General features: G+C 64.1%; 25 protein-coding genes. 17 read left to right on the forward strand and 8 right to left on the reverse strand.

Features of this window, described 5'->3' with window-relative positions:
• Positions 1-2: 2 nt before the first annotated feature.
• The 11 genes from rlmD to DyAD56_RS10370 all read left to right on the forward strand — a co-directional run bounded on the left by rlmD (position 3) and on the right by DyAD56_RS10370 (position 9802).
• Positions 3-1316: a 23S rRNA (uracil(1939)-C(5))-methyltransferase RlmD gene (rlmD, locus tag DyAD56_RS10320; protein ID WP_102302681.1), complete on the forward strand. Its 1314-nt coding sequence runs from the start codon at positions 3-5 to the stop codon at positions 1314-1316.
• Between the two features lie 56 nt (positions 1317-1372).
• The gene (locus tag DyAD56_RS10325) at positions 1373-1900 is read left to right on the forward strand and encodes a CYTH domain-containing protein (RefSeq protein ID WP_102302682.1); all 528 of its coding nucleotides are present in this window, start codon (positions 1373-1375) and stop codon (positions 1898-1900) included.
• Positions 1894-2916: a beta-N-acetylhexosaminidase gene (gene nagZ / locus DyAD56_RS10330; protein WP_102302683.1), complete on the forward strand. Its 1023-nt coding sequence runs from the start codon at positions 1894-1896 to the stop codon at positions 2914-2916. Before DyAD56_RS10325 ends, nagZ begins: the two co-directional genes overlap by 7 nt.
• The gene (locus DyAD56_RS10335) at positions 2913-3461 is read left to right on the forward strand and encodes a hypoxanthine-guanine phosphoribosyltransferase (RefSeq protein ID WP_102302684.1); all 549 of its coding nucleotides are present in this window, start codon (positions 2913-2915) and stop codon (positions 3459-3461) included. Before nagZ ends, DyAD56_RS10335 begins: the two co-directional genes overlap by 4 nt.
• A 43-nt stretch (positions 3462-3504) precedes the next feature.
• Positions 3505-4065 carry an NADPH-dependent FMN reductase gene (locus DyAD56_RS10340; RefSeq protein WP_102302685.1) on the forward strand — a complete coding sequence of 187 codons (561 nt, stop codon included), beginning with the start codon at positions 3505-3507 and terminating at the stop codon, positions 4063-4065.
• Positions 4066-4085: 20 nt separating this feature from the next.
• Positions 4086-4829, forward strand: a complete 744-nt coding sequence (locus tag DyAD56_RS10345) for an S-methyl-5'-thioinosine phosphorylase (protein ID WP_102302686.1) — start codon at positions 4086-4088, stop codon at positions 4827-4829.
• Between the two features lie 160 nt (positions 4830-4989).
• Positions 4990-5196, forward strand: a complete 207-nt coding sequence (locus tag DyAD56_RS10350; RefSeq protein WP_102302687.1) for a cold-shock protein — start codon at positions 4990-4992, stop codon at positions 5194-5196.
• A gap of 93 nt (positions 5197-5289) precedes the next feature.
• Positions 5290-6315 (forward strand): N(4)-(beta-N-acetylglucosaminyl)-L-asparaginase, encoded by a 1026-nt coding sequence (locus DyAD56_RS10355; RefSeq protein WP_102302688.1) that lies wholly within the window; start codon positions 5290-5292, stop codon positions 6313-6315.
• Positions 6315-7049 carry a copper homeostasis protein CutC gene (locus DyAD56_RS10360; RefSeq protein WP_102302689.1) on the forward strand — a complete coding sequence of 245 codons (735 nt, stop codon included), beginning with the start codon at positions 6315-6317 and terminating at the stop codon, positions 7047-7049. Before DyAD56_RS10355 ends, DyAD56_RS10360 begins: the two co-directional genes overlap by 1 nt.
• 151 nt (positions 7050-7200) lie before the next feature.
• Positions 7201-8379, forward strand: coding sequence for an MFS transporter (locus DyAD56_RS10365; RefSeq protein ID WP_199178937.1), 1179 nt, complete (start codon positions 7201-7203; stop codon positions 8377-8379).
• 58 nt (positions 8380-8437) lie between these two features.
• Positions 8438-9802: a DUF308 domain-containing protein gene (locus tag DyAD56_RS10370; RefSeq protein ID WP_102302690.1), complete on the forward strand. Its 1365-nt coding sequence runs from the start codon at positions 8438-8440 to the stop codon at positions 9800-9802.
• Between the two features lie 6 nt (positions 9803-9808).
• Here DyAD56_RS10370 and DyAD56_RS10375 read toward each other — a convergent pair whose 3' ends face one another.
• The 6 genes from DyAD56_RS10375 to DyAD56_RS10405 form a co-directional block, all read right to left on the reverse strand.
• Positions 9809-11578, reverse strand: a complete 1770-nt coding sequence (locus DyAD56_RS10375; protein WP_102302691.1) for an ABC transporter transmembrane domain-containing protein — start codon at positions 11576-11578, stop codon at positions 9809-9811.
• Positions 11579-11690: 112 nt separating this feature from the next.
• Positions 11691-12287, reverse strand: a complete 597-nt coding sequence (locus DyAD56_RS10380; protein WP_102302692.1) for a YigZ family protein — start codon at positions 12285-12287, stop codon at positions 11691-11693.
• Positions 12280-12741: a hypothetical protein gene (locus DyAD56_RS23570; RefSeq protein WP_146010478.1), complete on the reverse strand. Its 462-nt coding sequence runs from the start codon at positions 12739-12741 to the stop codon at positions 12280-12282. The genes DyAD56_RS10380 and DyAD56_RS23570 overlap by 8 nt, the downstream gene beginning before the upstream one ends.
• A gap of 447 nt (positions 12742-13188) precedes the next feature.
• Complete coding sequence (locus tag DyAD56_RS10395) at positions 13189-13743, reverse strand: RNA polymerase sigma factor (RefSeq protein ID WP_102302695.1); 555 nt, start codon at positions 13741-13743, stop codon at positions 13189-13191.
• A gap of 165 nt (positions 13744-13908) precedes the next feature.
• Positions 13909-14409, reverse strand: coding sequence for a hypothetical protein (locus DyAD56_RS10400; protein WP_102302696.1), 501 nt, complete (start codon positions 14407-14409; stop codon positions 13909-13911).
• Positions 14410-14538: 129 nt separating this feature from the next.
• Positions 14539-15972 carry a phospholipase gene (locus DyAD56_RS10405; protein WP_102302697.1) on the reverse strand — a complete coding sequence of 478 codons (1434 nt, stop codon included), beginning with the start codon at positions 15970-15972 and terminating at the stop codon, positions 14539-14541.
• Between the two features lie 145 nt (positions 15973-16117).
• Here DyAD56_RS10405 and DyAD56_RS10410 point away from each other — a divergent pair, with 145 nt between their 5' ends.
• Positions 16118-16873 (forward strand): YdcF family protein, encoded by a 756-nt coding sequence (locus DyAD56_RS10410; protein ID WP_102302698.1) that lies wholly within the window; start codon positions 16118-16120, stop codon positions 16871-16873.
• A 174-nt stretch (positions 16874-17047) separates the two neighbouring features.
• Positions 17048-18811: a chloride channel protein gene (locus DyAD56_RS10415; protein WP_102302734.1), complete on the forward strand. Its 1764-nt coding sequence runs from the start codon at positions 17048-17050 to the stop codon at positions 18809-18811.
• 52 nt (positions 18812-18863) lie between these two features.
• Here DyAD56_RS10415 and DyAD56_RS10420 read toward each other — a convergent pair whose 3' ends face one another.
• Complete coding sequence (locus tag DyAD56_RS10420; RefSeq protein ID WP_102302699.1) at positions 18864-19922, reverse strand: NAD(P)-dependent alcohol dehydrogenase; 1059 nt, start codon at positions 19920-19922, stop codon at positions 18864-18866.
• Between the two features lie 175 nt (positions 19923-20097).
• Here DyAD56_RS10420 and DyAD56_RS10425 point away from each other — a divergent pair, with 175 nt between their 5' ends.
• From DyAD56_RS10425 to DyAD56_RS10440, 4 genes are all read left to right on the forward strand, one after another.
• Positions 20098-21036: an AraC family transcriptional regulator gene (locus tag DyAD56_RS10425; protein ID WP_199178938.1), complete on the forward strand. Its 939-nt coding sequence runs from the start codon at positions 20098-20100 to the stop codon at positions 21034-21036.
• 84 nt (positions 21037-21120) lie between these two features.
• Positions 21121-21714 (forward strand): HAD family hydrolase, encoded by a 594-nt coding sequence (locus DyAD56_RS10430; protein ID WP_102302700.1) that lies wholly within the window; start codon positions 21121-21123, stop codon positions 21712-21714.
• 247 nt (positions 21715-21961) lie between these two features.
• Positions 21962-22669: a DUF4386 domain-containing protein gene (locus DyAD56_RS10435; RefSeq protein WP_102302701.1), complete on the forward strand. Its 708-nt coding sequence runs from the start codon at positions 21962-21964 to the stop codon at positions 22667-22669.
• Between the two features lie 131 nt (positions 22670-22800).
• The gene (locus DyAD56_RS10440) at positions 22801-24357 is read left to right on the forward strand and encodes a peptidase S10 (RefSeq protein ID WP_199178939.1); all 1557 of its coding nucleotides are present in this window, start codon (positions 22801-22803) and stop codon (positions 24355-24357) included.
• Positions 24358-24431: 74 nt separating this feature from the next.
• Here the strand turns inward: DyAD56_RS10440 and DyAD56_RS10445 are convergent, their stop codons facing one another.
• Positions 24432-25451 (reverse strand): TraB/GumN family protein, encoded by a 1020-nt coding sequence (locus DyAD56_RS10445; RefSeq protein ID WP_102302702.1) that lies wholly within the window; start codon positions 25449-25451, stop codon positions 24432-24434.
• Positions 25452-25487 lie beyond the last annotated feature (36 nt).

Here is a 25487-nt window from a genome sequence, read left to right on the forward strand (position 1 = left end):
CGATGAACGAACTCGAAGCCACCATCACCGATCTTAGCCATGACGGCAAAGGCGTAGCCCGTATCGACGGCAAGGCCGTCTTCGTCAGCGGCGCGCTGCTGGGCGAAGACGTCAAGCTGCGCATCCGCAAACGGCATCGTCATTACGACGAAGCCGAGGTGGTGGAGCTGTTGACCCGATCGCCGCATCGCGTCGAACCGCGTTGCCGTCATTTCGGACAGTGCGGCGGCTGTTCGCTGCAGCATCTCGATGCCGTCTCGCAGATCGAAGTGAAGCAGCGTGTGCTGAAGGACAACTTCGAGCGCATCGGCAAGGTGACGCCGGCCACGTGGTTGCCGCCACTGACGGATGAGCCCTGGGGCTATCGCCGCAAAGGTCGCCTGTCGGTGCGCTCCGTGGCCAAGAAGGGACGCGTGCTGGTGGGCTTCCGTGAGGAAAGCAATCCGCGCTTTGTAGCCGACATCACGCACTGCGAGGTCGTGCATCCGGCGCTGGGCCCCAAGATCGGCCTGCTGGCTGAGCTCGTGAGCGGCATGGATGCGGCGGCGGATATTCCGCAGATCGAGTTCGCGGCCGGCGACGACGTCGTCGCGCTGGTGTTTCGCCACATGGCGCCGCTGAGCGAGCGCGATCAATCCGCGCTGATCGAGTTCGGCAAGCAGCATGGCTTTGCCATCTACCTGCAGCCGGGCGGCGTGACCAGTGTGCATCCTTTGTGGCCGGAGGCGCCGCGCCTGGCGTTCCGCATCCCGAGTGGCGATGCGGCGTTCGAGGACGTGGAGCTGGAATTCCGCCCGCTCGACTTCGTGCAGGTGAATGCGGGCATGAATCGCCGCATGATGGCGCGCGCCATGGAACTGCTCGATCCGCAACCGACGGATCGCGTGCTCGATCTGTTCTGCGGCCTCGGCAACTTCACGCTGCCCATCGGGCGTCGCGTGGCGGAGGTCGTCGGCGTGGAGGGCGAGCATGGCCTGGTCGAGCGCGCTGCGGAGAACGCCGCGCGTAACGGCATCACCCATGCACGGTTTGAAGTCGCCAACCTGTTCGAGGACCAGCGTCATGCGCATTGGGCCAAGCAGCCGTGGGACAAGCTGCTGCTCGATCCGCCGCGTGCTGGTGCCGACAAGGTGCTGGAGTATCTCCCGCACAAGGAAACGCGCCGCATCGTCTACGTGTCGTGCCATCCGGGCTCACTGGCTCGCGATGCCGGCATCCTGGTGGAGAAGCATGGATTCCGCTTGAGTGCCGCGGGGGTGATGGATATGTTCCCCCACACCGCGCACGTGGAGTCGATCGCCTTGTTCGAGCGCTGAGTCGCCCGGCGACCTTCACCACTCCGTCACACAATCCCCCAATCATCGGGCGAAGCATGGGCATCGAAATCGAACGCAAATTCCTCCTGGGTCACGATGGTTGGCGCGACGCCGTCAGCGAAAGCGAGCGCATCGCCCAGGGCTATCTGGTCAGTGCGCAGGCGCTGCACGACGGCACCGCGCGCGCTTCGGTGCGCGTGCGCCGCACCGGTGAGCGCGCCTGGCTCAATATCAAATCGGCGCAGTTGGGCATCGAGCGGGCCGAGTTCGAGTATCCCGTGCCCATCGCCGATGCCGAGCAAATGCTCGCTGAGCTGTGCGACGGTGTGGTCGAGAAAATCCGCCATCACGTGATCGTGGACGGCGTGCTGTTCGAGATCGACGAATTTTTCGGCGAGAACGCCGGCCTCGTGGTGGCCGAGGTCGAACTGCCTTCGGTCGATGCGTCGTTCCCGCGGCCGTCATGGCTGGCGCGCGAGGTCAGTCACCTGGCTCGCTACTACAACGTCAACCTCATCGCTCACCCTTATGCGCACTGGACACAGGAAGAGCGCGAGGCAGCAGGAGACCCGCAGTCATGCTGATGATCGGCCTGGCCGGTACCACGCTGGCGCCGTCTGAGCACGCGTGGCTGAAGGCGCGTGGTGTTTCGGGTGTGGTGCTGTTTTCGCGCAACTACAGTTCGCGCGATCAGTTGATGGCGCTGATCGATGATATCCGCGACGTCGGTGGCGAAGAGATGCTAATCGCCGTGGACCAGGAAGGTGGCCCCGTCCAACGTTTTCGTGACGGCTTCACCCGATTGCCGCCGCTCTCCACCATCGGTGCCGTATACGACCGCGACCCGGAGGATGCGATCCGCTTGGCGGAGGAGCACGCCTGGGTGATGTCCAGCGAACTGCGCGCAAGCGGTGTCGATTTCAGCTTCGCCCCTGTGGTGGATCTGGCGCGTGGCAACGCGGCCATTGGCCTGCGTGCATTCCATGCCGATCCGGCCGTCACCGCGGAGCTTTCGCAGGCCTACGTGCGCGGCATGCACTTGGGTGGCATGGCGGCCGTATTGAAACACTTCCCCGGCCATGGCTCGGTGGCCATGGACACGCACAAGGCGACGGCGGTGGATCCGCGTCCGTTGGATGTGATCCGGCGCGACGACCTGGTGCCATTCGCCGAAGCGCTGGCCGCGCATGCGGAGGCCGTGATGGTGGCGCACGTGATCTATCCCGAAATCGACGCCCAGCCGGCGGGTTTCTCGTCGCGCTGGATCAAGGAAATCCTGCGCAGGGAACTGGGCTTCACCGGTGCAGTGATCAGCGACGACATCAGCATGGCGGCGGCCGGAGCGGCCGGTGGCGCAGCGGCGCGCGTGAGCGCGCACCTCGACGCGGGTTGCGATCTCGTACTTGCCTGCTTCCCCGACGTGGTGGACGAGGCGATCGCCGCCGTGCAAGGACGGGCCGCCGCCTCCCCTGAGCGCATTGCCTCGCTACGTGGCGCGGTCGCGTCCACCTGGGATGGCCTCAACGACAACCCCCAGCGCGAACGTTTCATCGCGCGCATCGCGGCACTCCATGCCGCGGAAGGACAAACTCCGGCATGACTGCTTCTACTCCCTCGCTAGCGACTGCGCTCGCTGACGCTGACTTGTTGTTCGACCGCGCATCGCTGGAAACGGTCATCGCCGCCATGGGGCGCGATATCGATGCAGCGCTGGATGGCGAGCGCGCGGTCTTCCTCACCGTGATGAATGGCGCACTGATCTTCGCGGGCCATCTCGCGTTGGCGATCCGCACGGATGTTGAATTCGACTATGTGCATGCCACCCGCTATCGCGGCGCGACGTCGGGCAGTGAGCTGCACTGGCTGCGCGAGCCTGCGGCGGACCTGGCTGGGCGCACTGTATTGCTGGTGGACGACATCCTCGACGAAGGCCACACCCTGAAAGCTGTCCGCGACGATTGCTTGCGCCGTGGAGCGCGCCGCGTGCTGATCGCCAGCTTGTGCATCAAGCAGCATGATCGTCTGGTGGACGGCGTTGCATCGGACTTCAATGGCGTCGAGTTGCCGGATCGTTACGTGTTCGGCTTCGGCATGGACTACCACGAGCAGGGCCGTAACCTGCCGGGCATCTACGCACTGAAGTAAAGCTGGCGTGCTCCTTTGGGGCGTTGCACAACAGGAGTGGCCTATGAATGTTTTGGGGATTTCCGGCAGCCTGCGGCAGGCCTCGTTCAACACCGCACTGCTGCATGCCGCCCAGGAACTGGCGCCGGCGGGGATGAGCATCATCGCTCATGGCCTGCATGATCTGCCGCTGTTCAATCAGGACGTGGAAGAGCAGGGTGATCCTGCGCCGGTCGCTGAATTCAAAGAGGCCATCGAGCGTGCGGATGGCCTGCTGTTCGCCTGCCCCGAGTACAACGGTGGCATTACCGGCGTGCTGAAGAACGCTGTGGACTGGGCGTCGCGCGCCGGCAAGGGGCGCAAGGTTGCCGCATTGACGGGCAAGACCATCTGCATCATCGGTGCCAGTCCGGGCATCACTGGCACCGTGCGTGCGCAGGACCAGCTTCGCCTGGTGCTGCGCCGTGCGGGCGCTCGCACCGAGCCGCAGGGCGATGTGCTGGTGTTCCAGGCGCATACCAAGATTATCGAAGGCCGGCTGACCGATGAGCGGACGCGGGAGGCGCTGGGTCGCCACCTGCAGGGATTCGCCGAACGGCTGGCCGTCACCACCAACGACATTTAATTCGTAAACAGGAACGCATCGTGACTATCGACCTGGCTGTTATCGGCGGCAGCGGCTTGTACAACTTCCCCGGGCTCGAGAACACCTCGCGCCACCGTATCGACACGCCGTATGGCCCTGCATCGGGTGACGTGGTTACCGGTGACTTCGCCGGCCGCAAGGTGGCCTTCCTCGCGCGTCATGGCGAAAGCCACACGATTCCGCCGCACCGGGTGAACTACCGCGCGAACCTTTGGGCGCTGCACTCGCTGGGTGCGCGCAAAGTGATTGGCGTGAATGCGGTAGGTGGCATTCGGGCTGACATGGGGCCGCGCGTTATCGTCGTGCCGGATCAGGTCATCGATTACACGCATGGCCGCTACACGAGTTTTTGCGATGTGGAGGGTGCCGAGGTCCGTCATATCGATTTCAGCGAGCCCTACACCGAGTCGCTCCGTCGCGAGTTGATCGATGCAGCAGGCGCGGCAGGTATCGCCGCTATTGATGGTGGCTGCTACGGCGCCACCCAGGGTCCGCGACTGGAAACTCGGGCGGAGATCGCACGCATGAAGCGCGACGGCTGCGATTTGGTCGGCATGACCGGCATGCCTGAGGCCGTACTCGCACGCGAACTGGAGATGGATTACGCCTGCCTTGCGCTGGTGGCCAACTTTGCCGCGGGCTGCGGGGACGAAGCGGAAATCAGCATCGAAGAGATCTTCGCCCACCTGGCGGCGGCTACGGCAGAGGTACCTCGCATCCTTGGCGTTTTGCTCAAAAGCTGAGCAGCCGGTGGGGGTTTTAACGTGCCAGTGCATCCGCCGTATTGCGCTTTGGCATAAAACATGTTGATACTTCTCTGGTGCCAGGGGCGGCGGACCAAGGGGTCAAGGTGGTTCATCGCTATCCGTGGTGCATCCAGTCCATGATTCAGAGGTTCACGCAATGCGTTTCGGTACGGTCAAGTGGTTCAACGATGCCAAGGGTTTCGGCTTCATCGCGCCCGAGGACGGTGGGGAGGACGTGTTCGTCCACTTTTCGGCGATCAACGCTAAGGGCTTTCGTAGCCTGCAGGAAGGTCAGCGCGTGCAGTTCGAAGTCACCACGGGGCCGAAGGGCGCCCAGGCTTCGGGCGTCGAGATCGCTGGTTGATTTCGGTGAGCCGGCGCCTGCGTCGGTCATCGATCTAAAAGAAGCCCCGCGCCGTAAAGCGCGGGGCTTCTTTCATTTTTGGGTGAGCGCACGATGGCTGATCGTAGAGATTTTCTGAAGGCATCCCTGCTTGGTGCCTCGGCCGTGGCATTGGCGGGCGGAGCCAACGCATTGGCGGAAACCAAGGGTGCAAAAACAAGCGGCACTGCGCCGCGCGTGGTGTCGACGTGGGACTTCGGCGTCGCCGCTAACCAGGCCGCATGGGGCGTGCTCTCCAAGGGTGGCGGCTCGCTGGATGCCGTCGAAGCGGGCGTCATGATCCCGGAGGCCGACCTGAAGAATCACAGCGTGGGCCGTGCCGGTTATCCGGATCGCGACGGACACGTGTCGCTCGACGCCAGCATCATGGATGCCGATGGCAGCTGCGGCGCCGTGGCGGCGCTGGAGCATATTGCTCATCCCATCCAGGTGGCGCGCCGTGTCATGGAGCGAACGCCGCACGTGCTATTGGTCGGCGATGGTGCACTGCAGTTCGCGATCGAGCAGGGCTTCAAGAAAGAAGAACTGCTCACGCCCGAATCCGAGGCGGCGTGGAAGGAGTGGCTGAAGACGGCCCACTATCAGCCCTCGGCGAACAGCGAAGTACGCGACTACGGCAAGACCGGCATGCCTGGCGGCAAGGACAACCACGACACCATTGGCATGCTCGCCATCGACGCCAACGGGCGACTGGCGGGCGCCTGCACCACCAGCGGCATGGCGTGGAAATTGCGGGGCCGTGTGGGTGACAGTCCCATCATTGGTGCCGGCCTGTATGTGGATGGCGATGTTGGCGCGGCCACATCGACGGGCGTCGGCGAGGAGGTGATCCGCAATGTGGGTAGCTTCCTGGTAGTGGAGCTGATGCGGCAAGGGCGTTCGCCGCAGGATGCATGTCGCGAAGCCGTGATGCGCATCGTCAAGCGCCGTCCCGCGGCATCGAAGGATTTGCAGGTGGGCTTCCTCGCCATGAATCGCGAGGGTGAGGTCGGCGCGTTCGCTATCCAACCCGGCTTTTCGTACGCCGTGTGTGACGCGAAGAAGCAAGATGGCCTGCTGCCATCGAAGAGCGTCTACTGATGACGAAACCTTTGCTCGAGATCGCAGCCAATTCGCTCGCCTCCGCCCTGGCTGCGCAAGCAGGTGGAGCGGATCGCGTCGAACTATGCACGGGTCTTGAGCTGGGTGGGCTGACGCCGTCGGCGGCGCAGATCGCGCAGGTCCGTGAGCGGTTGAGCATTCCCGTCTATGTGCTTATCCGCCCGCGGGCAGGGGATTTCCTCTACAACGACGATGAACTGACCACCATGCATCGCGATATCGAGACGTGCCTGTCGCTTGGTTGCGATGGTGTGGTGTTTGGTGTCCTCGATGCGGACGGACGTGTCGATGTGCCACGCTGCAAGCCGCTGTTGTCAGCAGCCGGTGGCATGGGTGTGACATTCCATCGCGCTTTCGACATGGCCAGGAGTGCCGCGCAGGCGCTAGAGGATGTGGTCGCGCTAGGTGCCGAGCGTTTGCTTACCTCCGGCGGTGCCGCGTCTGCGATGGAGGGGGCAGCAACGATCCGTCACTTGGTCGAACAAGCGGCTGGGCGCATCGCGGTGATGCCGGGCGCAGGTGTCCATGCATCGAATATCGCGGACTTGGTCCACGCAACCGGTGCGACGGAATTTCACGCGTCCGCCAAGGCCGGCCTTCCCTCAGGTATGCGATGGACGAACCAGCAACTGCCCGATATGGCCGGTGGCGAGATTCGCACGGACGAGCATGAAGTGCGGGCGCTGGCGAGGGCGTTGGCGCCGCTACGCTGATAGGGCGGATCCGGTCGTTGGCAATCGGGGAGATGTCGTTTTAAGCTGAAGACTTGCGCGTCATCCACACCCAGCGAGCCAATCCCATGGGCGAGCGGAACGATCGGCAAGCATACCGGCCATCCTTGGCCTTTCTGGCGGGAGTGAGGGCGTGAATGCGCCGCACCAAGTGGCGGTGCCTGCGACGCAGGTCCTGAGTCGCTGGCCGCGCCTTCTCTCCACGGTCGCCGTGATTGTGGCGGCCACCATCTTCGGCCTCAGTTACAGTCTTTCCGCGCCACTGATCGCGATGAGCCTTGCCGCTGGCGGGCACTCTGGCACCTATATCGGTGTGAATGCCGCCATGCATGCGTTGGGCGTGCTGTTGATCGCCCCGGCCATGCCCTCGCTGGCCGCCCGCTTCGGCGCGCGGGCACTGGCCGTGGCCGCGCTGGTCGTCACCGCCGTCGTGCTGGCCGCATTCACTCGTGTGACCGACGTGGCATGGTGGTTTCCGTTGCGCATCGCGCTGGGCATGGCGGCAGAGACCTTGTTCGTCATGTCCGAGACCTGGACCAACGTGCTCACGACGGAGCAAGCCCGTGGACGCACCATGGCCGTCTATACGGCTGCACTGTCGCTAGGCATGGTGTTGGGACCGGCCTTGCTTTCGGTATTGGGCGTCGACACGGCCGCTTATCTGGCAGGCGCTGCCATTGCGCTGGCCGCCGTCGCGTTCGTCCTGCCGCCCTGGGTCATTGCACCGGGGCGCAGCAAGCCAGAGCACGCGCACCCTATGCGTTACCTGCGGCTTGCACCCATCGCCATCGCTACCACCGTGCTCAATGCGGGCGTGGAGACGGCGGGCCTGTCTTTCATTTCGCTCTACGCCACGCAGTTGGGTTGGACGGCGGCGCGCGCCATGCAGCTGATCTCTGTGCTGATGCTGGGGGCCATCGTGCTGCAATTGCCCATCGGGTGGTTGGCGGACAAGGTGAGCAAGCGTCGGTTGGTGTTGGCGCTCGCGTCGATTTCCGCCGCAGCCGCCCTGTTCTGGCCGTTTGCTCTGCGGGAAACATGGCTGGCGTTCGCCGTCGTATTCGTCTGGGGCGGTCTGTTCGTCGGTATCTACACCGTCATGCTGGCGATGGTGGGTAGTCGCTTCCAGGGCGGTGATCTGGTGGGCGTGTACGCCGTTATGGGGCTGGCGTGGGGCCTGGGTGCATTGGTCGGCCCGGCACTGGCCGGTGTGGCCATGGGGATGAGCGCGCTGTTCGGTCTGCCGGGCGTGATCGCATTAGGGTGCGCTGTGTTTGCGGTGTTCATGGCGGTGTCGCGCAGCGAAACCTGAGGGTATCGGGCGCAGAAGGTTGTGTTCCCACCGGCGCAATGAATGACGGAGCCGTCATATGGTGCAACTGGGCTTGCTTCTGTTAGGTAGTGATTTTATTCGGCGGCGCTGGCTGATCCTCGCCGTCGGCGGCGCGCTATGGGCTGCACTTGGCGTGGCGATCTTCATCGATGCGCTAGACAACGTGCTGTATTTCCCGCTGCACGTGTTCGGTTACCTGCTGCTGGTGGAGGCCGTCGTCACGCTGGCGGTATCCGCGCCGCGACAGGGCACACCATCTGCACTGCGCAAGGCGCGTGGCGTGGTATTTCTGATCCTGGGCCTGCTGATCATCGACCAGCATCATGCCGCCAGCGTGATCCTCGCCATGGCGTTCGGGCTCGCTTTTCTGGCGGATGGCATCTTCCGCATCGCGGCTGCCGCGGTGGTGCGTTTTCGTGGATGGCGGTTGTCGCTGTGCACGGGCTTGCTGGAGGTGGGCTTTGCCGCTTTCATGTTCGAGCCTTACCCGACCTTCTACACGGGCACCGTGCCGTATTGCATTGGCATGGGCTTTTTCCTTACCGGGTGTGGCCTGCTCCGGCAGGCGTGGCGATTGAAGAAATTGCCGGACCACGCGGTGCTCTCCTGGCTGCTCATGCGTGACGCGGCGGTGAGTGATGCGGGGTTCACGCCCGAGCCACTGGATGATGTCGCCAGCGATCTGGTGGTCTACGTATGGACGCCATCGGGTTCCGTCGACAATGCGGTGCCGCAGCCGCTGGTGGATCGCTACATCGCCGCGGTGGATGCCAAAGGCGTTATCTCGACGGGACACGCCGCGCTGGGGAGTGCGCCGGATATCTATGTCAGCCACTACCCGGCGGTTGAAATCGACCGCTCCACGGGTGACTTCGCCAGCATGCTGCGCGCCACGGTAGCCAATAACGTGGCCGGCAAGTTCCAGCCGAGCTACGAGGAGGAAGTCGCAGGCTGGTGCGAATCGAACACCGAGGTGCGTTTCGATCACTTCGACCGCCAACGCCTGCGCGCGTTCTGGATGCGCTATCGCCAGGACACGACATACAACCTGACCAACCGCAACTGTTCCAGCAGCGTGGCGCATTGCCTGGAGGCGGCGCTGGAAGGGTCGTCTGCAAAGCGCGGATTTCTGCGCACCATGGTCAACCCTGATTTGTGGGTGGCAGCCCAATTGAGAAAGCGGGCAGAAGCCATGGCGTGGACGCCCGGCCTGGTGCTCGACTACGCGCGTGCGCTCAAGGTGGCCATCCAGCCGACGCCGCTGGGTTGGTACACCCTGGTGGCGTCGGCAGGGCGCTTCTGGCGTTACGTGCTGGCCTTCTATCGCGGAGGTCGCGTGGGTGGCGTATCGATAGACGAAAAGTCGAGCGCTCACGCACCACGTAAGCGCTCGATCGAGTGAGGTCCGTTAGGCGGTGAACTGCAGTCGCGCCAGTTCCGCATAGAGCCCGCCTTCGGCAAGCAGACTCTGGTGTGTGCCTTGCGCGACGATGCGTCCGCCGTCCAGCACCACGATGCGGTCGGCGCGCTGCACGGTGGCGAGGCGGTGGGCGATGACCAGCGTGGTGCGACCTTTCTCCAGCCGTTCCAGCGCTTGCTGGATGGCAGCTTCGGATTGCGCGTCGAGCGCGGAGGTGGCCTCGTCCAGCAACAATAGCGGTGCGTCGCGAAGAATGGCACGCGCAATCGCGATGCGTTGCCGCTGGCCGCCGGAGAGGCGCACACCGCGTTCGCCCAGCTCCTCAGCGTAGCCCCTGCTCATGGCGTTGATGAAATCGTGCGCCTCCGCGGCGCGGGCGGCATCGCGCACTTCGTCGTCATCGGCGTCCTGCCGGCCAAAGCGGATGTTGTCGGCAGCGGTGCCACCGAAGATCACTGTTTCCTGCGGCACTAGCGCGATGGCGCCGCGCAGCTCCGGCAGCGTGAGTGCACGAAGGTCGACACCATCCAGCGTGATGCGACCGGTCTGCGGATCGTAGAAACGCAGCAACAGGGCGAATACGGTGCTCTTGCCCGCGCCGGAGGGGCCAACCAAAGCAACGGTTTCGCCGGGCCGGATGGTCAGGTCGAAGTCGTAGAGCGCCGGTGCGTCGGGACGCGTCGGATAGTGGAAGCCCAGGTTCTCGAAGCGCAGCTCGCCCTGCACTGGTTTCGGTAGCGGGGTCGGCTTGGTCGGGCTGGTGATCTCTGCGCGTTCCTCGAATAGCTCGCCGATGCGCTCCATGGCGCCGGCGGCGCGCAGCACGTCGCCCCACACTTCGGACAGGCCGGCGAGCGAGCCGGCAGCAAAGATGGCGTACAGCACGAACTGGCTGAGTACGCCCGCACCCAGCGTACCCGCGATCACGTCACGCGCACCGGCCCACAACACCAGCGTGATCGCGCCAAAGAACAGCACGATCACCGTGGCAGTCAGCATCGAGCGCATGCCGATACGTTTGCGCGCCGTGGCGAGTGCGCGGGTGATGGCGCTCGCGTAGCGCGTGCTTTCGATATCCTCGCGTGCATATGCCTTCACCGCCTGGGCGGCGTTGAGGGTTTCGTTGGCGATGGCGGCGGTGTCGGCAAGACGATCCTGGCTGGCGCGCGAAAGTTTCTGCACGCGGCGGCCAAACAGGAGAATCGGCAGCATCACCGCGGGGATTACTAGCGCCGTCAGGCCGGCGAGGCGCGGACTGGTCCAGATCATCATGGCGCTGGCGCCCATCAGCATCACCACGCTGCGTAGCGCGACCGAAATGCCCGAGCCAAGCAATGCCTGGATCACCTCTGTGTCGGTGCCTAGTCGCGAGATCAGTTCACCCACGCGGCTACGCTCGAAGAAGCCCACGTCCAACCGGATCACGTGCGCGTAGAGCTTCGAGCGCATCGCTGCCAGAGCTCGCTCGCCCAGCAAAGTGATGCAGTAATAGCGTGCCGCGGTGGCGAAGGCCATCACCAGTGCCACGCCGAACAGGCCGAGGAAGGTGGTGTTGATGGCGGCCGCGCTGGAGTGGACGAAGCCCTGATCGATCATGTGTCGCACCGCCATCGGCAACACCAGGGTGGCGCCGGAGGAGATGCCCAGGAACACCAGCCAGCCCAGGGCCAGCCCGCGATGGGGTTTCACGAAAGGCCAGAGGCGCGCGAGTGCGCCGATGCGGCGAGCGGGGCGTGGCGTGGCGGCGGTATCGCTCATGGAGTCTCGCGTGCAGTGGAAGGGGCATCCGATCCCTGGCCTCGGTGATCTCTATCCGGAGGTCGAGGAAGCATCGTGGAACTCCACCAAGGTGGGGCGGATCGAGAGCGATTCAATCCAGGCGCCGCGCCGCGTGTCGTCCGCGACTGATATCTGTGACGCGCGCCTGGGCTTCGTCCACGCGATGGGCGGGCAACAAGATCTCCAGGTCCACACCCTCGGCGCCAAAGTCCTCGCGCGTGATCTCAGCCTCCAGCTCCCGCAGGCGTGCCTTGAGCAATGCCAGTTCTGCGAAGTCGCAGCGCATGCCCAGTCGCGCCATGGCGACGATGGGCACGCGCTCGGCGCGACGCAGGCACTCGGCTGCCGTGCCGCCATAGGCGCGCACCAGGCCGCCTGCGCCGAGCTTGATGCCGCCATACCATCGCGTCACCACCACCACGGCGAGGTCAATGCCCTGGCCCTCGATGGCCTGCAGGATCGGCCGACCCGCCGTGCCGCCGGGTTCGCCATCGTCGTTGAAGCGGTAATCCTGGCCGATGCGATAGGCCCAGCAATTGTGTGTGGCGGCTGGGTCGCCCACCTGTCGCACAAAAGCGAGTGCCTGTTCGGGCGTCTGCACCGGGGCGGCCTGGGCAAGGAAGCGGCTTTTCTTGATGTCCTCACTGTGCTGGCATGCACCGGCGAGGGTGTGCAGCGTGTCACTCATGATCAGGTAGCTGCGCTCGCAGGTCGTCGGGCAAGGCCATGTCCGGGTGCGTCTTCTGGAAGGCCGCGAGTCGCTGCAGGGCCTCGTCACGGCGATGCAGGGCGAACAGCTGGCGGATCTTGTCCAGCTCCTGTGCCGGTGTATCCGACGGATTGGCGGCAGTGGCGTCCGCTGCGGGCATGGGTGCGGGCGCCGCCATCACCTTCATAGCGGTAGCGCGATAGGCCTGTCGCTCGGACAGACCTCCGACGACCGTAGTCGGCGCGGAATTGGCCATGGCGGAGGGCGCCGGCGCTATCGGCGAGGGTGGTGCAGGCGGAGGTGGCGCCAGGGCAGGTGCGGCGGCGATGCTTTCCTGTGGCGACGGTTCCACGGGCATGGTGGATGCCTCGGTCACCGCTGGCGGCGGGGCGGGTGCCGGCATGGCGACAGGCACCACAATCTTCGGTTTCATGGCAGAGCGAATGTTGTCCTGTTCGGACAACGGGGATGGCGCCGCGCGCCGGACCATCTTGGGGGTGGGTGCCGCAGCGGGTTCGGGCGCAGTCACGATGTCGGGCGCCGGAGGTGCGGGAGGCGTTGCGGGTTGCGCGGGCATCGGGGCCGGCGGCAGGTGCCGCGCTCGCCGGTACGCTGCTCGCGCTCGGTATCTGAGGCACGTTCGACGGCTGCAACATCATGCGCCAGCCCAGGCCAGCAGCCACTACCAGCATGGCGACGCTGGCAACGGCGACGGGCCAACGCGGCACGGAGTGGCGTTGCGCGGGGCGCACGGCGTCCGCTGCCGCGCGTTTGATCGCGCGATCGAGTGCGGGCGACGGCTCCTTGCGCGGCAGGCTTCGATAGAGCGCCTTCAGCTCGTCTTCGCCCGGCAGTGCGTCGTTGTCGTGGTCGTGCGTGCTCATTCGGCCAACTGCTCGCGCAAACGGTTCATGGCATAGCGCAGTCGCGACTTGGCGGTTTCGCGCCCCACGCCGGTGATTTCGGCGATCTCCTCTACGCTCAGGTCGTTCTCCAGTCGCAGCAACACGGCGGTGCGCTGCTCATCTGGCAGCTGCTCGATGGCCATTTGCAGGCGCCGCCGACGCTCGAACTCCGACAACACATGTTCTGGCTGCTCGTGCTCGTGGGCCGCGGCTTGTTCGAAAACGCGCTCCGCCTCGTCACCGGTAGCCACCGGGCGCTTACGCCGATGGTTGTCAATCAATAGGTTATGCGCGATCTGCAGTAGCCAGGTGGTGAATTTCGCCTGCGGCGTATAGCGCGTGCGCGAGGCGATAACCCGGCTCCAGGTGTCCTGGAAAAGCTCTTCGGCAAGCTGCGGATCGCGTGCCGTGCGCAATAGGAAACGATACAGCGCCCCGCGGTGCCGTGCGTACAGCGTGTCGAACGCCGCCGACTCGCCCCGAGCATAGGCAAGCATCAGCGTCGCGTCGTCATCCACAGGGGCATCCATGGGCGGCGAGGTTAAGGCAAACCGGCCTTGACGGTAAGCGTCAACGCGCGATGGCGCATGAAATGGCCGTGGAGCAGCGGGCATGGTGCATGGGTTTTATCGACGGATACATGTCGATGAAACGCATGGCAGAGCGGGGTGGGGTTAATCCCCGGTATAGCGGGGTTACTGGGGCGAATAAGCCCACACCTTAGATTCCGCATCAGTGCTCAGGATGCGTCCATTGCGACGAATCAGGTGCTCAGTGGTGCGCTCGCGTGCCAAGGTCATGTCGCCAAGCCGGGCGGTGTACACAGTTTCCACCGTTGCGAGCTTGCGGTTCACCGTCAGCTCAATGCTTTTGATCTCCAGCTCAATGTCCAGTTCGATCAGGCCGCCGCTGGCCGCGCTAAGTCGCTTCATCAGGTCGAGGTTTCGCCGCATCTGTTTGCACAAATCTTCCTTGCCATAATGCCGCTGCACGCTCTGTTCACCTTGCCGCACCGTTTCGTCGCCGACAAAGTCCTCGCTCATGTGCGCGCAGATCGCGTCGGCATCGAAGCGACGAAAGGCATCCACGTGGTCTGCGTAGGCGGCGTTGATCTGCGTTTCTGTCATGCGGTGGCTGTAGTCGAAATGCCACCACGCTGCGCCGGCGAGTATCACCAGCAAAATCCACTTCACCATATTGCCTCCCTGTGTTGGCTAGCCGATCGCCGGCTAGCCGCGCCTGCCATCCGTAGGTGCGCGTAAATTCTTGCGACTATGGCATGGGGCGTGGGAGCTGTCAGCTAGGACGAGCGGCTATCACTTTCGTCAGGGGACGATGGCGCCGGCCTCAGGATGACTGAAGTCCCTCGGCTTGAGCGACCGGGTGAGCCGGAACACCCCCTCCCGTACCAACCGCGGCAGCACAACATCCAGCACGGTGGTCTGGTGCGGGGCGAGAATCTGGAAAAGATCATCCTTTGCAGCGGTCGTGGCGATCGCATGGTGCACGAGGCCGCTCAGGTCGCCGGGTTCGATGGTGGCGCTGTAAGGGCGATGGCTACTCGTGGCCGCGCGCAACGTGCGACGGCTGTAGTCGGGATCTGCCACGCGCGGCGCGCCAGCCAGCAGGGCGTGGTTGAGCAGGAACGTGATCACGTGGCCGTGGCGGCTGTTGGCCTGTCGATCGAGCATGAAGCCCTGCGGCATCCAGTCGGGGTTCGGTGGCGTTCCCGCTTTCAGCAGCCACCGCGCGCCTACCAGCGGCTCGCCAGCTTCGTCGGTGAGGCGTACGACCAGCATGCTGCGCGGGTCGTGGATGTGTACGCGCGCGGGGAAGGGCCCCGCCGTTTCCAGTTCGACCCGCTGTGCATCGCGCTGCGCGTTCTCGTCTTCGAACGCATCACAAAGGCTCCGATAGCCCTTCGCATCACGTACTCGCATACAGCGGAGCAGGGTATCCACGGTGGCGGCTGGCGCTGACGCCATGATGCCCTGGTCGGTACCGGAGTGAGACGCCCCGGGTATCAGCTTGAACGCCGTGCGCGGTGCCGTGGTGACGTTGAGTGCGAGCGTGTCAGGGGCACCGCCACTTTCCCTGGTGAGCACCGCGTGCTGCGCGTTGAGGTTGGCTGCCGCCATGCGAACGACACCGTCGGAGCCATCTTCACCGGTATAGGTGTTGATGTGATCGTAGAGTGCGCGGTCCGGCCGGTCGCCGGTAAGCACGAACAGGAATTGGTTTCGCTCGCTGGGATCGCCACCGTGGATGTGATCGAGATTGAGCGACAGCGATTCGGGGCTGCCCAGTTCCAGCCAATCGAGGATGCGCCGTCCAGGCTCCACGCCGCCGGCCCATGCCTGCACGCGTGCCAGCATGCCCTTGCCGAGCTGGGCGAGTGCGGAGCCGAAATTGGCCGGCGCTAACATTATCAGGTGCGTCAGGCGAATCGTGCCAAAGGCATGAGGGCGCTCGCGCTGGGCGCGCAGCCACTCGCGCACCACCGGGCCACCGGTGGAATGGGTAATGCAGGCAAAGCTGGCGTCGTGCAGATGTAGATCGCGCAGTGCATGGTCGAAGGCGCGCACCACGTCGGGCATGGTGACCGCGTCGTCGAAGCTCACGTACTCGGATAGCCAGATGTCGGTCACGTTCAATGCAATGCCTTCCGCAGCAGCTTGTGCCTGCAATTGCCGCGGCAGCGCGCCATACGTCGATGTGTTGGTCACGCTCCAGCCGTGCACGAAAACGAGTGTGGTCATGAACCGGTTCCCCGTGTTGCTCCGTTGTCCATTCGCCTAGTGCCGGCCGTGTCCATAGGCCGACAGATGACAAGGTTGTGAGCTATCGCCTCGCCGCGGCGTAAGGCCCTAAGATGCCATGCCTTCCATGGAGCGGGGAATCCGCATGTTGACTGTCCTGTTCGTGCTGCTGCTGGTGTCTGTGCTGCTGTATCGCCGGCGTTGGCGAAAGACAGGGCGCGTATTGCTGGCATTGACGGTGCTGTTGTTCTTTGGCATCGGTTGCGGTGCGCTACCCAGGTTGCTGTCGGACAGCCTGCAACACGGTTATGAGGTGAACCCCTCCATTGCCTGGGCGCCGCGCAATGCCATCGTGGTGCTCGGTGCGGGCACGGCGGTGGTAGAAGACCAGCCGTTGCAGCCATCGTTCTTCGTCGACGGGCGTTTGTTGCGGGCTGCACAGTTGTATAGCGCGTGCAAGGCGGCGGGAAAGGAGTGTCGTCTGGTGGCCAGCGGTGGTGATTCGCAAGCGCATGGCGAGGCGGAGGCCGTGGTCTACGGCAGGGCGCTGCGCGCGCTCGGCATTCCCGAGGCGGATATCGCGCTCGAGTCCCGCAGCATGAGCACGTGGCAGAACGCGCAGTTCACTCGCCCGATGCTGGCCAGCTACGCGCCCCAGCACATCGTGCTGGTGACGTCGAGCATCCATTTGCGCCGCTCGCTGTTGTACTTCGCCCACTTCGGCGTCGTGCCGCAGCCGGTTGCGGGCGACTGGGTCAATGCTCGTCGTGAAGTCGCCCCCGATTCGTGGGATTTCTTCCTCATGGATGCCACGCTGCACGAGTACCTGGGCATCCTGCGTTACCGCGTTTACAACGTGATGGGATGGAACGCGCCGAAGGCGCCGCCACTGGATCCCTAGCGCGAGATTTTCCGTTCATTTTCCAGCCAGCTACTGAGCTCATATCCGCGTAACCTTGCGCGGATTTCCTGCCTACCGGCCTTCCTGATGCACCCCGATAAGTCTTCCGACCCGCACTCGCGTGCGGCGCTTCCGCTCGCCCCGTCGTTGGACCCCACACTCAGCGATGCCCACATGCCACGCCGTTTCCGGCCGCTGGGGCGGCGGGTGTTGTGGATCTGTTTTCTGGCGATGGTGCTGGGTTCGGTCGTGGCCTTGGTCGCCCGTGTATTGACCGGTTTGATCGGACTGGTGACCAATCTCGCCTTCTATGGACGCATCAGCACCGAGTTCAGCAGCCCCGCAGGTAACCATCTGGGGCTGTGGGTCATCGCCGTACCGGTGGTTGGTGGTCTGATCGTCGGGGGCATGGCGCGCTGGGGTTCACGCGCTATCCGTGGCCACGGCATTCCCGAGGCGATGGAGCAGGTGCTGCTCAACGAAAGCCGCATCCCGCCGCGCATCACCTGGCTCAAGCCGGTCTCTTCCGCCATCGCCATCGGTACCGGCGGTCCGTTCGGTGCGGAGGGTCCGATTATCGCAACCGGTGGCGCGCTAGGCTCATTGGTTGGCCAGCTGCTGCACGTCACCGCCGACGAACGCAAGACGTTGCTTGCTGCTGGCGCCGCGGCCGGCATGGCGGCGGTGTTCTCTGCGCCGATTTCCTCGGTGCTGCTGGCTATCGAGCTGCTGTTGTTCGAACGCCGCGCGCGCTCATTGATTCCCGTGGCGCTCGCGGCGGTCATTGGCACGGCCGTTCGCTACATGTTGGAGGGGAACGAGCCCATGTTCCCGATGCCCGACATCGCTACGCCGGCACTTGGCGCCGTGGTGGCCTATATCGTCATGGGCATCATCACCGGTGTGGCGAGCGTGGGTATCACCAAGCTCACCTACGCCATCGAGGATGGTTTCGAAAAGCTGCCGATCCACTGGATGTGGTGGCCAGCCATCGGTGGCGTGGTGGTGGGTGTGGTGGGTTACTTCATGCCGGCCACGCTGGGTGTGGGCTACACCAATATCGCGGCGTTGATTGCCGGGCAGATCGGTTTCGCCGGCATGCTGGCGCTGTGCCTGATGAAGCTGCTGTCGTGGTCGGTGGCCTTGGGTAGCGGCACGTCCGGTGGCACGTTGGCGCCACTGTTCACCATCGGCAGTGCTCTTGGTGGCGTGCTGGGTTTGCTGTGCGTGAACTGGCTGCCGTGGTTGCATGTAGACGCGCGTGTGGCTGCGCTGGTGTGCATGGCCGCCATCTTTGCCGGTGCGTCTCGCGCCTTCCTCACGTCGGTGGTGTTTGCCTTCGAAACTACTCAGCAACCGCATGGCCTGTTGCCCTTGCTTGGTGCCTGCGCCGCTGCGTATCTCGTTTCCGGCTTGATGATGCGCAACACCATCATGACGGAGAAGATCGCCCGTCGCGGCGTTCGCGTGCCGGCCGAATACGCAGCGGATTACCTGGAGCGTATCTCCGTTGGCGAAGCCTGCAGTCGTCATGTGGTGAGCCTGCGGGCATCGGAAACGGTGGGCGAAGTGCGGGCATGGCTGGCCACGGAAGCGGCACCAGCCAACCACCAGGGCTTCCCGGTGATCGATGGCGAGGGTCGTCTACTGGGTGTAGTGACACGTCGGGATCTGCTGCGCACGACTGCGCCCATCGATGCCACGGTGCAGTCGTTGCTGGGGCGCCCGCCCATCGTGGTGCGCGAGGATCACACCTTGCGCGAAGCCGCCGATCACATGGTTGAGGCTGACGTGGGTCGCTTGCCGGTGGTGTCACGCGATGGCCGGATGGTGGGCATCGTCACGCGTGGCGATCTGCTCAAGGCACATGCCCAGCGTCTGCGCGAAGCGCACGAGGCGAGCCGACACATCGGTGCAAAAACAAAACCGGCCGTGTAAGAGCCGGTTTTGAGGGGGTGTCCGGGCGGACTGGTCCGCCCGGGGTGTTTCATCAGGCCGCTTTCAACGACGCGATGTCGATCACGAAGCGATAGCGCACGTCGCTCTTGATCACGCGCTCGTAGGCGGCATTGATGTCCTTCATGTCGATCACTTCGATGTCGCTGACGATGTTGTGCTCAGCGCAGAAATCCAGCATTTCCTGCGTCTCGGCGATGCCGCCGATGGCTGAGCCGGAGATGGAGCGGCGACCCAGCAGCACCTGCGCAGCGTTCACAGGCGGATCCAGCGGCTGCAGCTGACCGACCAGACACAGTACGCCGTTGATGGCGAGTGTGTTGAGGTACGGATTCAGATCGTGCGGGTTCGGTACGGTGTCGAGGATGAACTCGAACTGGCGTGCCACGGCCGCCATCTGCTGCTCGTCGGTGGAAAGCACCACGTGGTCGGCACCCAGGCGACGCGCTTCCTCTTCCTTGCCCGGCGAGCGGGTGAACAAGGTGACGTCAGCGCCCATCGCCTTAGCGAACTTCAGGCCCATGTGGCCCAGGCCGCCGAGGCCGATCACGGCGACCTTGCTGCCCTTGCGCACGTTCCAGTGACGCAGCGGCGACCAGGTGGTGATGCCGGCGCACAGCAGCGGTGCGGCAGCCTTCAGGTCCAGCTTGTCGGAGATGGACACCACAAACTTGTCCGACACCACGACGCGCTCGGAGTAGCCGCCGAAGGTCAGCGAACCATCCTGGCGGTCCTTGTCGTTGTAGGTCCAGGTGGCGCCTTGTTCGCAGTACTGCTCGAGCCCGGCATGGCACGAGGCGCAATGCTGGCAGGAGTCAACCATGCAGCCGACGCCGACGGTGTCGCCGACCTTGAACTTCGTGACCTCGCTGCCCACTGCGCTGACGCGGCCGACGATTTCATGGCCGGGCACCATCGGGAACGTGCTGCTGTTCCACTCGTTGCGGGCCTGGTGGATGTCGGAGTGGCAGACGCCGCAATACAGGACGTCGATCACCACGTCATCCGGGCGGGCGGCGCGGCGCTCGAACTGAAACGGCGCCAGCGGCGTGGTGGCGGACTGAGCGGCATAGCCGCGGGTAGGAAACGTCATGGCGTGACTCCTTGGGGATGGAACGGCGAGGCCGCGAAGTATGGGTGCCGGGCAGGGTCGCCGGGTAGCCGGATCCTGCGAAATGATTGCCTGATTCTGCAGCGTCTGCTGTAAAAGACTCCCCATGCGGCGGAGGAACGGGCAAGCTTGTCCTGCATAAAAAGGTGGCAAGTCCATGAACGAAAAGCTTTCCCGGTTCGACGTCCCGGCGCGCCTGGCGCTGGATGGCGAGGAATTGACAGCACGGGTTGAACGATTGGCGCCGGCCGAAGGCGTGTGCGGCACCGCTTGGCCGGCCCTGGTCCTGTATCGGGCCAACTCGACTGGCGTGCCCACGTGCGCGATGTACGAGCCCGGTCTGGGTCTGGCCCTGCAGGGCGCCAAACAGATCCTGCTGGGCCAGCAGTCCTTTCTGCACGAGCCGGCGTCGTACATGGTGACGGCAGTGGATGTGCCCGTGTCGGCCCAGGTGGTGCGGGCCTCGATCGACGAGCCATGCCTGTGCCTGACCTACCGGCTCGATCTGCAGCGCATTCGCGAACTGCTGCCCGAGGTGCAAGGGCATCGGGGCGCGGCGGTCTCGGCGCCCGGTCTTTCGATGAGTCCGCTGGATGGCGGCTTGCTCGATCCCTTGCTGCGACTGGTGCGACTGCTCGACACGCCGCATGACCTCGCCATGCTGGGGCCGCTCATTGAGCGCGAGTTGCTGTATCGCCTGCTGACCGGCGAGCAAGGCGCACGGCTGGCGCAGATCGCCACCTCCGGCAGCCAGGGCCACCAGATTTCGCGTGCGATCGAGTGGCTGCGCCGCCACTACGACGAGCCCTTGCGCATCGACGAACTGGCGATGCGGGTGAACATGAGTGCGTCGTCGCTGCACCATCATTTTCGCGCCATCACGGCCATGAGTCCGTTGCAATATCAGAAGCAGTTGCGGCTGCAGGAGGCGCGCCGCCTGCTGTTGGCCGATCAGTGCGATGTCGCCACGGCGGCGCATCGCGTGGGCTATGAAAGCCCATCGCAGTTCAGTCGTGAATACAGTCGTCATTTTGGTGCGCCGCCATTGCGCGACGTTGCCCGTATGCGCGTTTCGGATGCCGAAACCGCTGCCTGACGGCACTTGACTGCCGGCATCCGTGTGTCGACGATGCGCCGCGCGTGCAGGAGATGCCCACGAGACAGGCTGCCAGGGAGCTTCATGAATCTCGCTTTGTTCGATTTCGATGGAACCATTACAACGCGGGAGATGTTTCGCCCCTTTATCGAGTTTGCCATTTCGCCGCGCCGCCGCGTCATGGGTACAGCCTTGCTTGCACCGATGGTGCTTGGCTACAAGCTTGGCTGGCTGTCTCCCAGCCTGATGCGTCGCTGCGCTGTGCAAGTCGGTTTTCGTGGTGTGCCGGAAGCGGACGCTTTCGCGCTGGGTGAGCAGTTCGCCCGCAAGGAGCTTCCCGGCGTGCTGCGCACGCAGGCGCTGGAGCGCATCCAGTGGCACCGGGAGCAGGGCGATCGGATTGTCGTTGTCTCCGGCGCTTTGGACGTCTATCTGTCCCACTGGTGCCGAGAGCACGGGCTCGAACTGCTGTGTTCGCGGCTGGAGTCGTACGAAGGCCGCCTTACGGGTCGCTATCGTGGCGAGCAGTGCGTGAACGCCGAGAAATCGCGTCGCGTACGCGATGCCTATGATCTGGCGAGTTATCCCGTGGTGTATGCCTACGGTGATACGAAGGAAGACCACGACCTGCTCGGCATCGCCCAGCGCCGCTATTTTCAATGGCAGGAACAGATGTAACCGACCGTCGGCGCCCATCGATCGGTGACTCATGGGCGTCGGATGCAGCTCGTCCGGCGGAGCTTCTGCCCCATTAGTCATTCTTGCGAGGGGTAAGCCGTGCAGGCGACAGTAGCGCGGTCATCGATCCCGTTCGCGCTTGTCGCGACAGCCAGGAGGGCGTATGCAGAACCCGCATCGGATGGTGCTGGCGGCGACTTGATCGGCGCGCGCCATCGAAACCTGGGAACATCGAGGGGAAGGACACATGAGTACACTCAAACGTGACGCGCGAATCGCTGGGCTGATTTACCTGGCACTGACGCTGGTGGGGCCGTTCCGCCTCGTCTACATTCCGGGCGCATTGTTCGTCCACGGCGATGCAGCGGCGACCGTGCACAACATCGCGGCACACGACATGCTGTTTCGGTTGGGCATCTTCAGTGACGTGGTCACGGGGACGATCAGTCTGTTTCTGACCTTTGCGCTGTATCACCTGTTTAAAGGCGTGAACAAGACCTTGGCTGCACTGATGTTCGTGCTCGGCTTCATGGATACACCGCTGTACCTCTTCAACGTGCTCAACGACGTGGCCGCCCTGATGATGGTACAGGGTGGCGATTGGCTGGCGTCGTTCGACGTGTCTCAGCGCAATGCGTTGGCTTCGCTGTTCCTGCGGTTGCACGGTGAAATGATCACCTGTGCGGAAATGTTCTGGGGACTGTGGCTGTTCCCGCTAGCCCTGCTGGTCATTCGCTCCCACTTCCTGCCGCGCTTTTTGGGGTACTGGCTGATCCTCAACGGGGTGGCTTACCTGGCCTTGTGCGTGTCGGGACTGCTGCTGCCTGCTTACGAAGATGCCGTTTCCAACGTCGCATTTCCGCTGCAGTTCGGCGAGGTGGCTTTCATGTTGTGGCTGGTGATAGTGGGTGCGCGGCCACGCGCTGACGCTCCCATGGCATCAGCACAGGTATAGCGCCAGCACCCATCGCAAGCCCTTGACCGTGCCTTACGGCACTGGTGACGCCGTGCGGCTTGCCGCATCTATGGCCGTTCGCCCGTGCGTGCCGCCGGGCTATTCCCATGGGTCTTTGCGTGAGAGTGCCGATGAAATCTGATCTACCCGTTCTGGGTCGTTTCGCCCGTGTGGGGCGTGGAGCCGCGTGGTGCGCGGCGGTGTTTGTGCTGGGCGTCGCGGTAGCCCCCTGGGCTGCCCATGCGGCGGAGGGCAAGGATGCCAAGCCGGCCGCGGAGGCCGCTGATAAGAAGGCCGATGCTGAACTGCCGCCGCTGCCTGCGGACAAGACCATCAAGCAGAGCGTACGCGTGGGCGGCCGCACGGTGTCCTACGAGGCAACGGTGGGCACCATCCCGGTGCGCGACGCCAAGGGCAAGAAGATCGCCGACGTGGTCTACACGTCGTACGTGGTGCCGGGGAGCGATTCGCACCGGCCGGTGACCTTCGCCTTCAACGGTGGCCCGGGTGCGTCATCGGTGTACCTCAACATGGGCGCCATCGGCCCCAAGCGCATCCAGTTCGGCGTGGACGGCGATGCGCCATCCGACGCCGCCGTCACCAAAGACAACCCCAACACTTGGCTCGACATGAGCGATCTGGTGTTCATCGATCCGGTGGGCACGGGTTTCTCGCGCTCGCTGGAAGACGACGAGCAGACCAAGAAGGATTTCTACTCCACCGAAGCGGATATCAAGTACCTGTCGCGCGTGGTGTATGACTGGCTGGTTAAGCATGGCCGTCTGCGCGCGCCCAAGTACGTCATGGGTGAAAGCTACGGCGGTTACCGCGCACCGCGTATTGCCTATGAACTGCAGACGCACATGGGTGTGGGCGTGAATGGTCTGGTGATGGTGTCGCCGTACCTCGACCCCGCCGCCATTGGCGATGGCGATGCGCTGTCACCGCTGCCGTGGATGATCAACCTGCCGTCCATGACGGCCGCGCATCTGGAAAGCGAGGGCAAGCTCACGCCGGCCGCCATGGCCGACGTGGAGAAGTACGTCCGCACGCAGTTCGTCACCGATTACCTGTCCGGCCGTTCCGATCCGGGCGCGATCGGTCGTATGGTGCAGAAGGTGTCGGCCTATACCGGCCTGGATCCGGCGGTGGTGTCGCGTCTGGACGGGCGCGTCGACATCGGCACCTACCTGCGTGAAGTGCATCGTTCCGATAAGAAGATCGGCAGCGTGTACGACTCCAATGTCACCGCGTTCGATCCGTTCCCGGGCTCCGCAGAGCGCCAGTCGGGTGACCCCATCCTCGAGGCACTGCTGGCGCCGACGACCAGCGCCATGGTGGATTTCGTGACGCGCGAAGTGGGCTGGAAGACGGACGCGCATTACGAAGCGCTTTCGTACGCGGTCAACAAGGCATGGGATCGCGGCAATGCGGACGACAAGCCGGTAGCGGATCTGCGCAAGGCCATCGGCAACGACCCGAACATGAAGGTGCTGATCGTGCACGGTTACAACGACCTGTCGTGCCCCTTCTTCACCTCGCAGCTGATCATCGACCAGATGCCGACGTTCGGACAGGCGCAGCGCGTGAAGCTGTCGGTCTATCCGGGTGGTCACATGTTCTACAGCCGTCCGGGCAGCGCCGAGTCCTTCAAGGCGGATGCCGCGACGCTCTACGGCGCAAAGTAAATAGCGTCTGTTTCATGAAAAAAGGCCGCGCCTCGACGAGAGGCGCGGCCTTTTTTGTTGGTGCCTTGCGTGGGCTACTGCTGTACGCCGTCCGGTGCGTGAACGACGTAGCCGCGCGCCTTGAGCTTGGCCAGGTAGCCGTCGGTGGACAGCAACTGGTCCATCGAAAGAATCGCCACCGTATTGCGGTTACGTAGCATGGCTTCTTCCGCAGCGTCCATCCATGCCGACTCGATGCGCTGGGGCAGGTCGGGCATGTGCAGTTGCTTTTCGAAGTCGCCGTTGATCGACGATACGATGCACGGTTCATAACTCTTCTGGGGCATCAGGCTTTGCAGTGTGCTCATGTCGCCAGTGGCCCAGGCATTGGCGCGCTGAGTCAGCTTGGGTAGGTCGTGCTCGACCAGTTGCATCGTCTCGTTGAGGCAGTCGATCCCCTGTTGCTGGTCGCTGTCGGCGGAGGTAGTGGGCGGGGCGCGGGTGACAATCAGTTGATAGCGCACGCCGATGATGCGGGTGCCGTGGTGGCGTGCGAGCTTCTCCACCATGTCGGGCACGTCGACGTCGTTACTTAGGTCGCTTGCGGCCAGCGCCTTTTCGTACAGCTGCTGAGCCACGATGATCGGGCGCATGTACTCCAGAGCGTCGTCGTCACCCAGGTATTGGTGGCGCAGCGCAACCCAGCGCTCATACATGTCGGGCGGCAGCAGTCGCGTCAGGGTCGCGCCACCGGGATTCAGCTTGGCCGACGGCTGCAAGGCGAGGCGCGCAAACAGGCTGTGAGGCATCTGCAGGCGCGCGGACGGTGCTTCCAGTAGTTCGGAGGAGCGGGCCAGGGCCTGTTCCAGCTTTGCCCATTGCCACTCGGCATGCTTGGGCAGCGGCGTGAGCGTGCCCACGATCCACAGGGTATGGTCGCCGCGATGCACTTCCCATAGTGCCGGCCCTGGTTGTTGGCCGTGCACAGTAACGGTCTGCAATTGCACGGCGGCTGCCGGTGCGGGCACCGTCGTGGACGGCGTAGGGCCATTTTGCGCCCACGCGGACGTGGCAAGCGTCAATGCGCCCAGCCACAGAACGGTTTTCACATGCATCCGGCAAGCTCCTTGAGAGGACGCGACGGCTACGGC

The sequence above is a fragment of the Dyella sp. AD56 genome (assembly GCF_002878475.1).
GTDB lineage: Bacteria > Pseudomonadota > Gammaproteobacteria > Xanthomonadales > Rhodanobacteraceae > Dyella.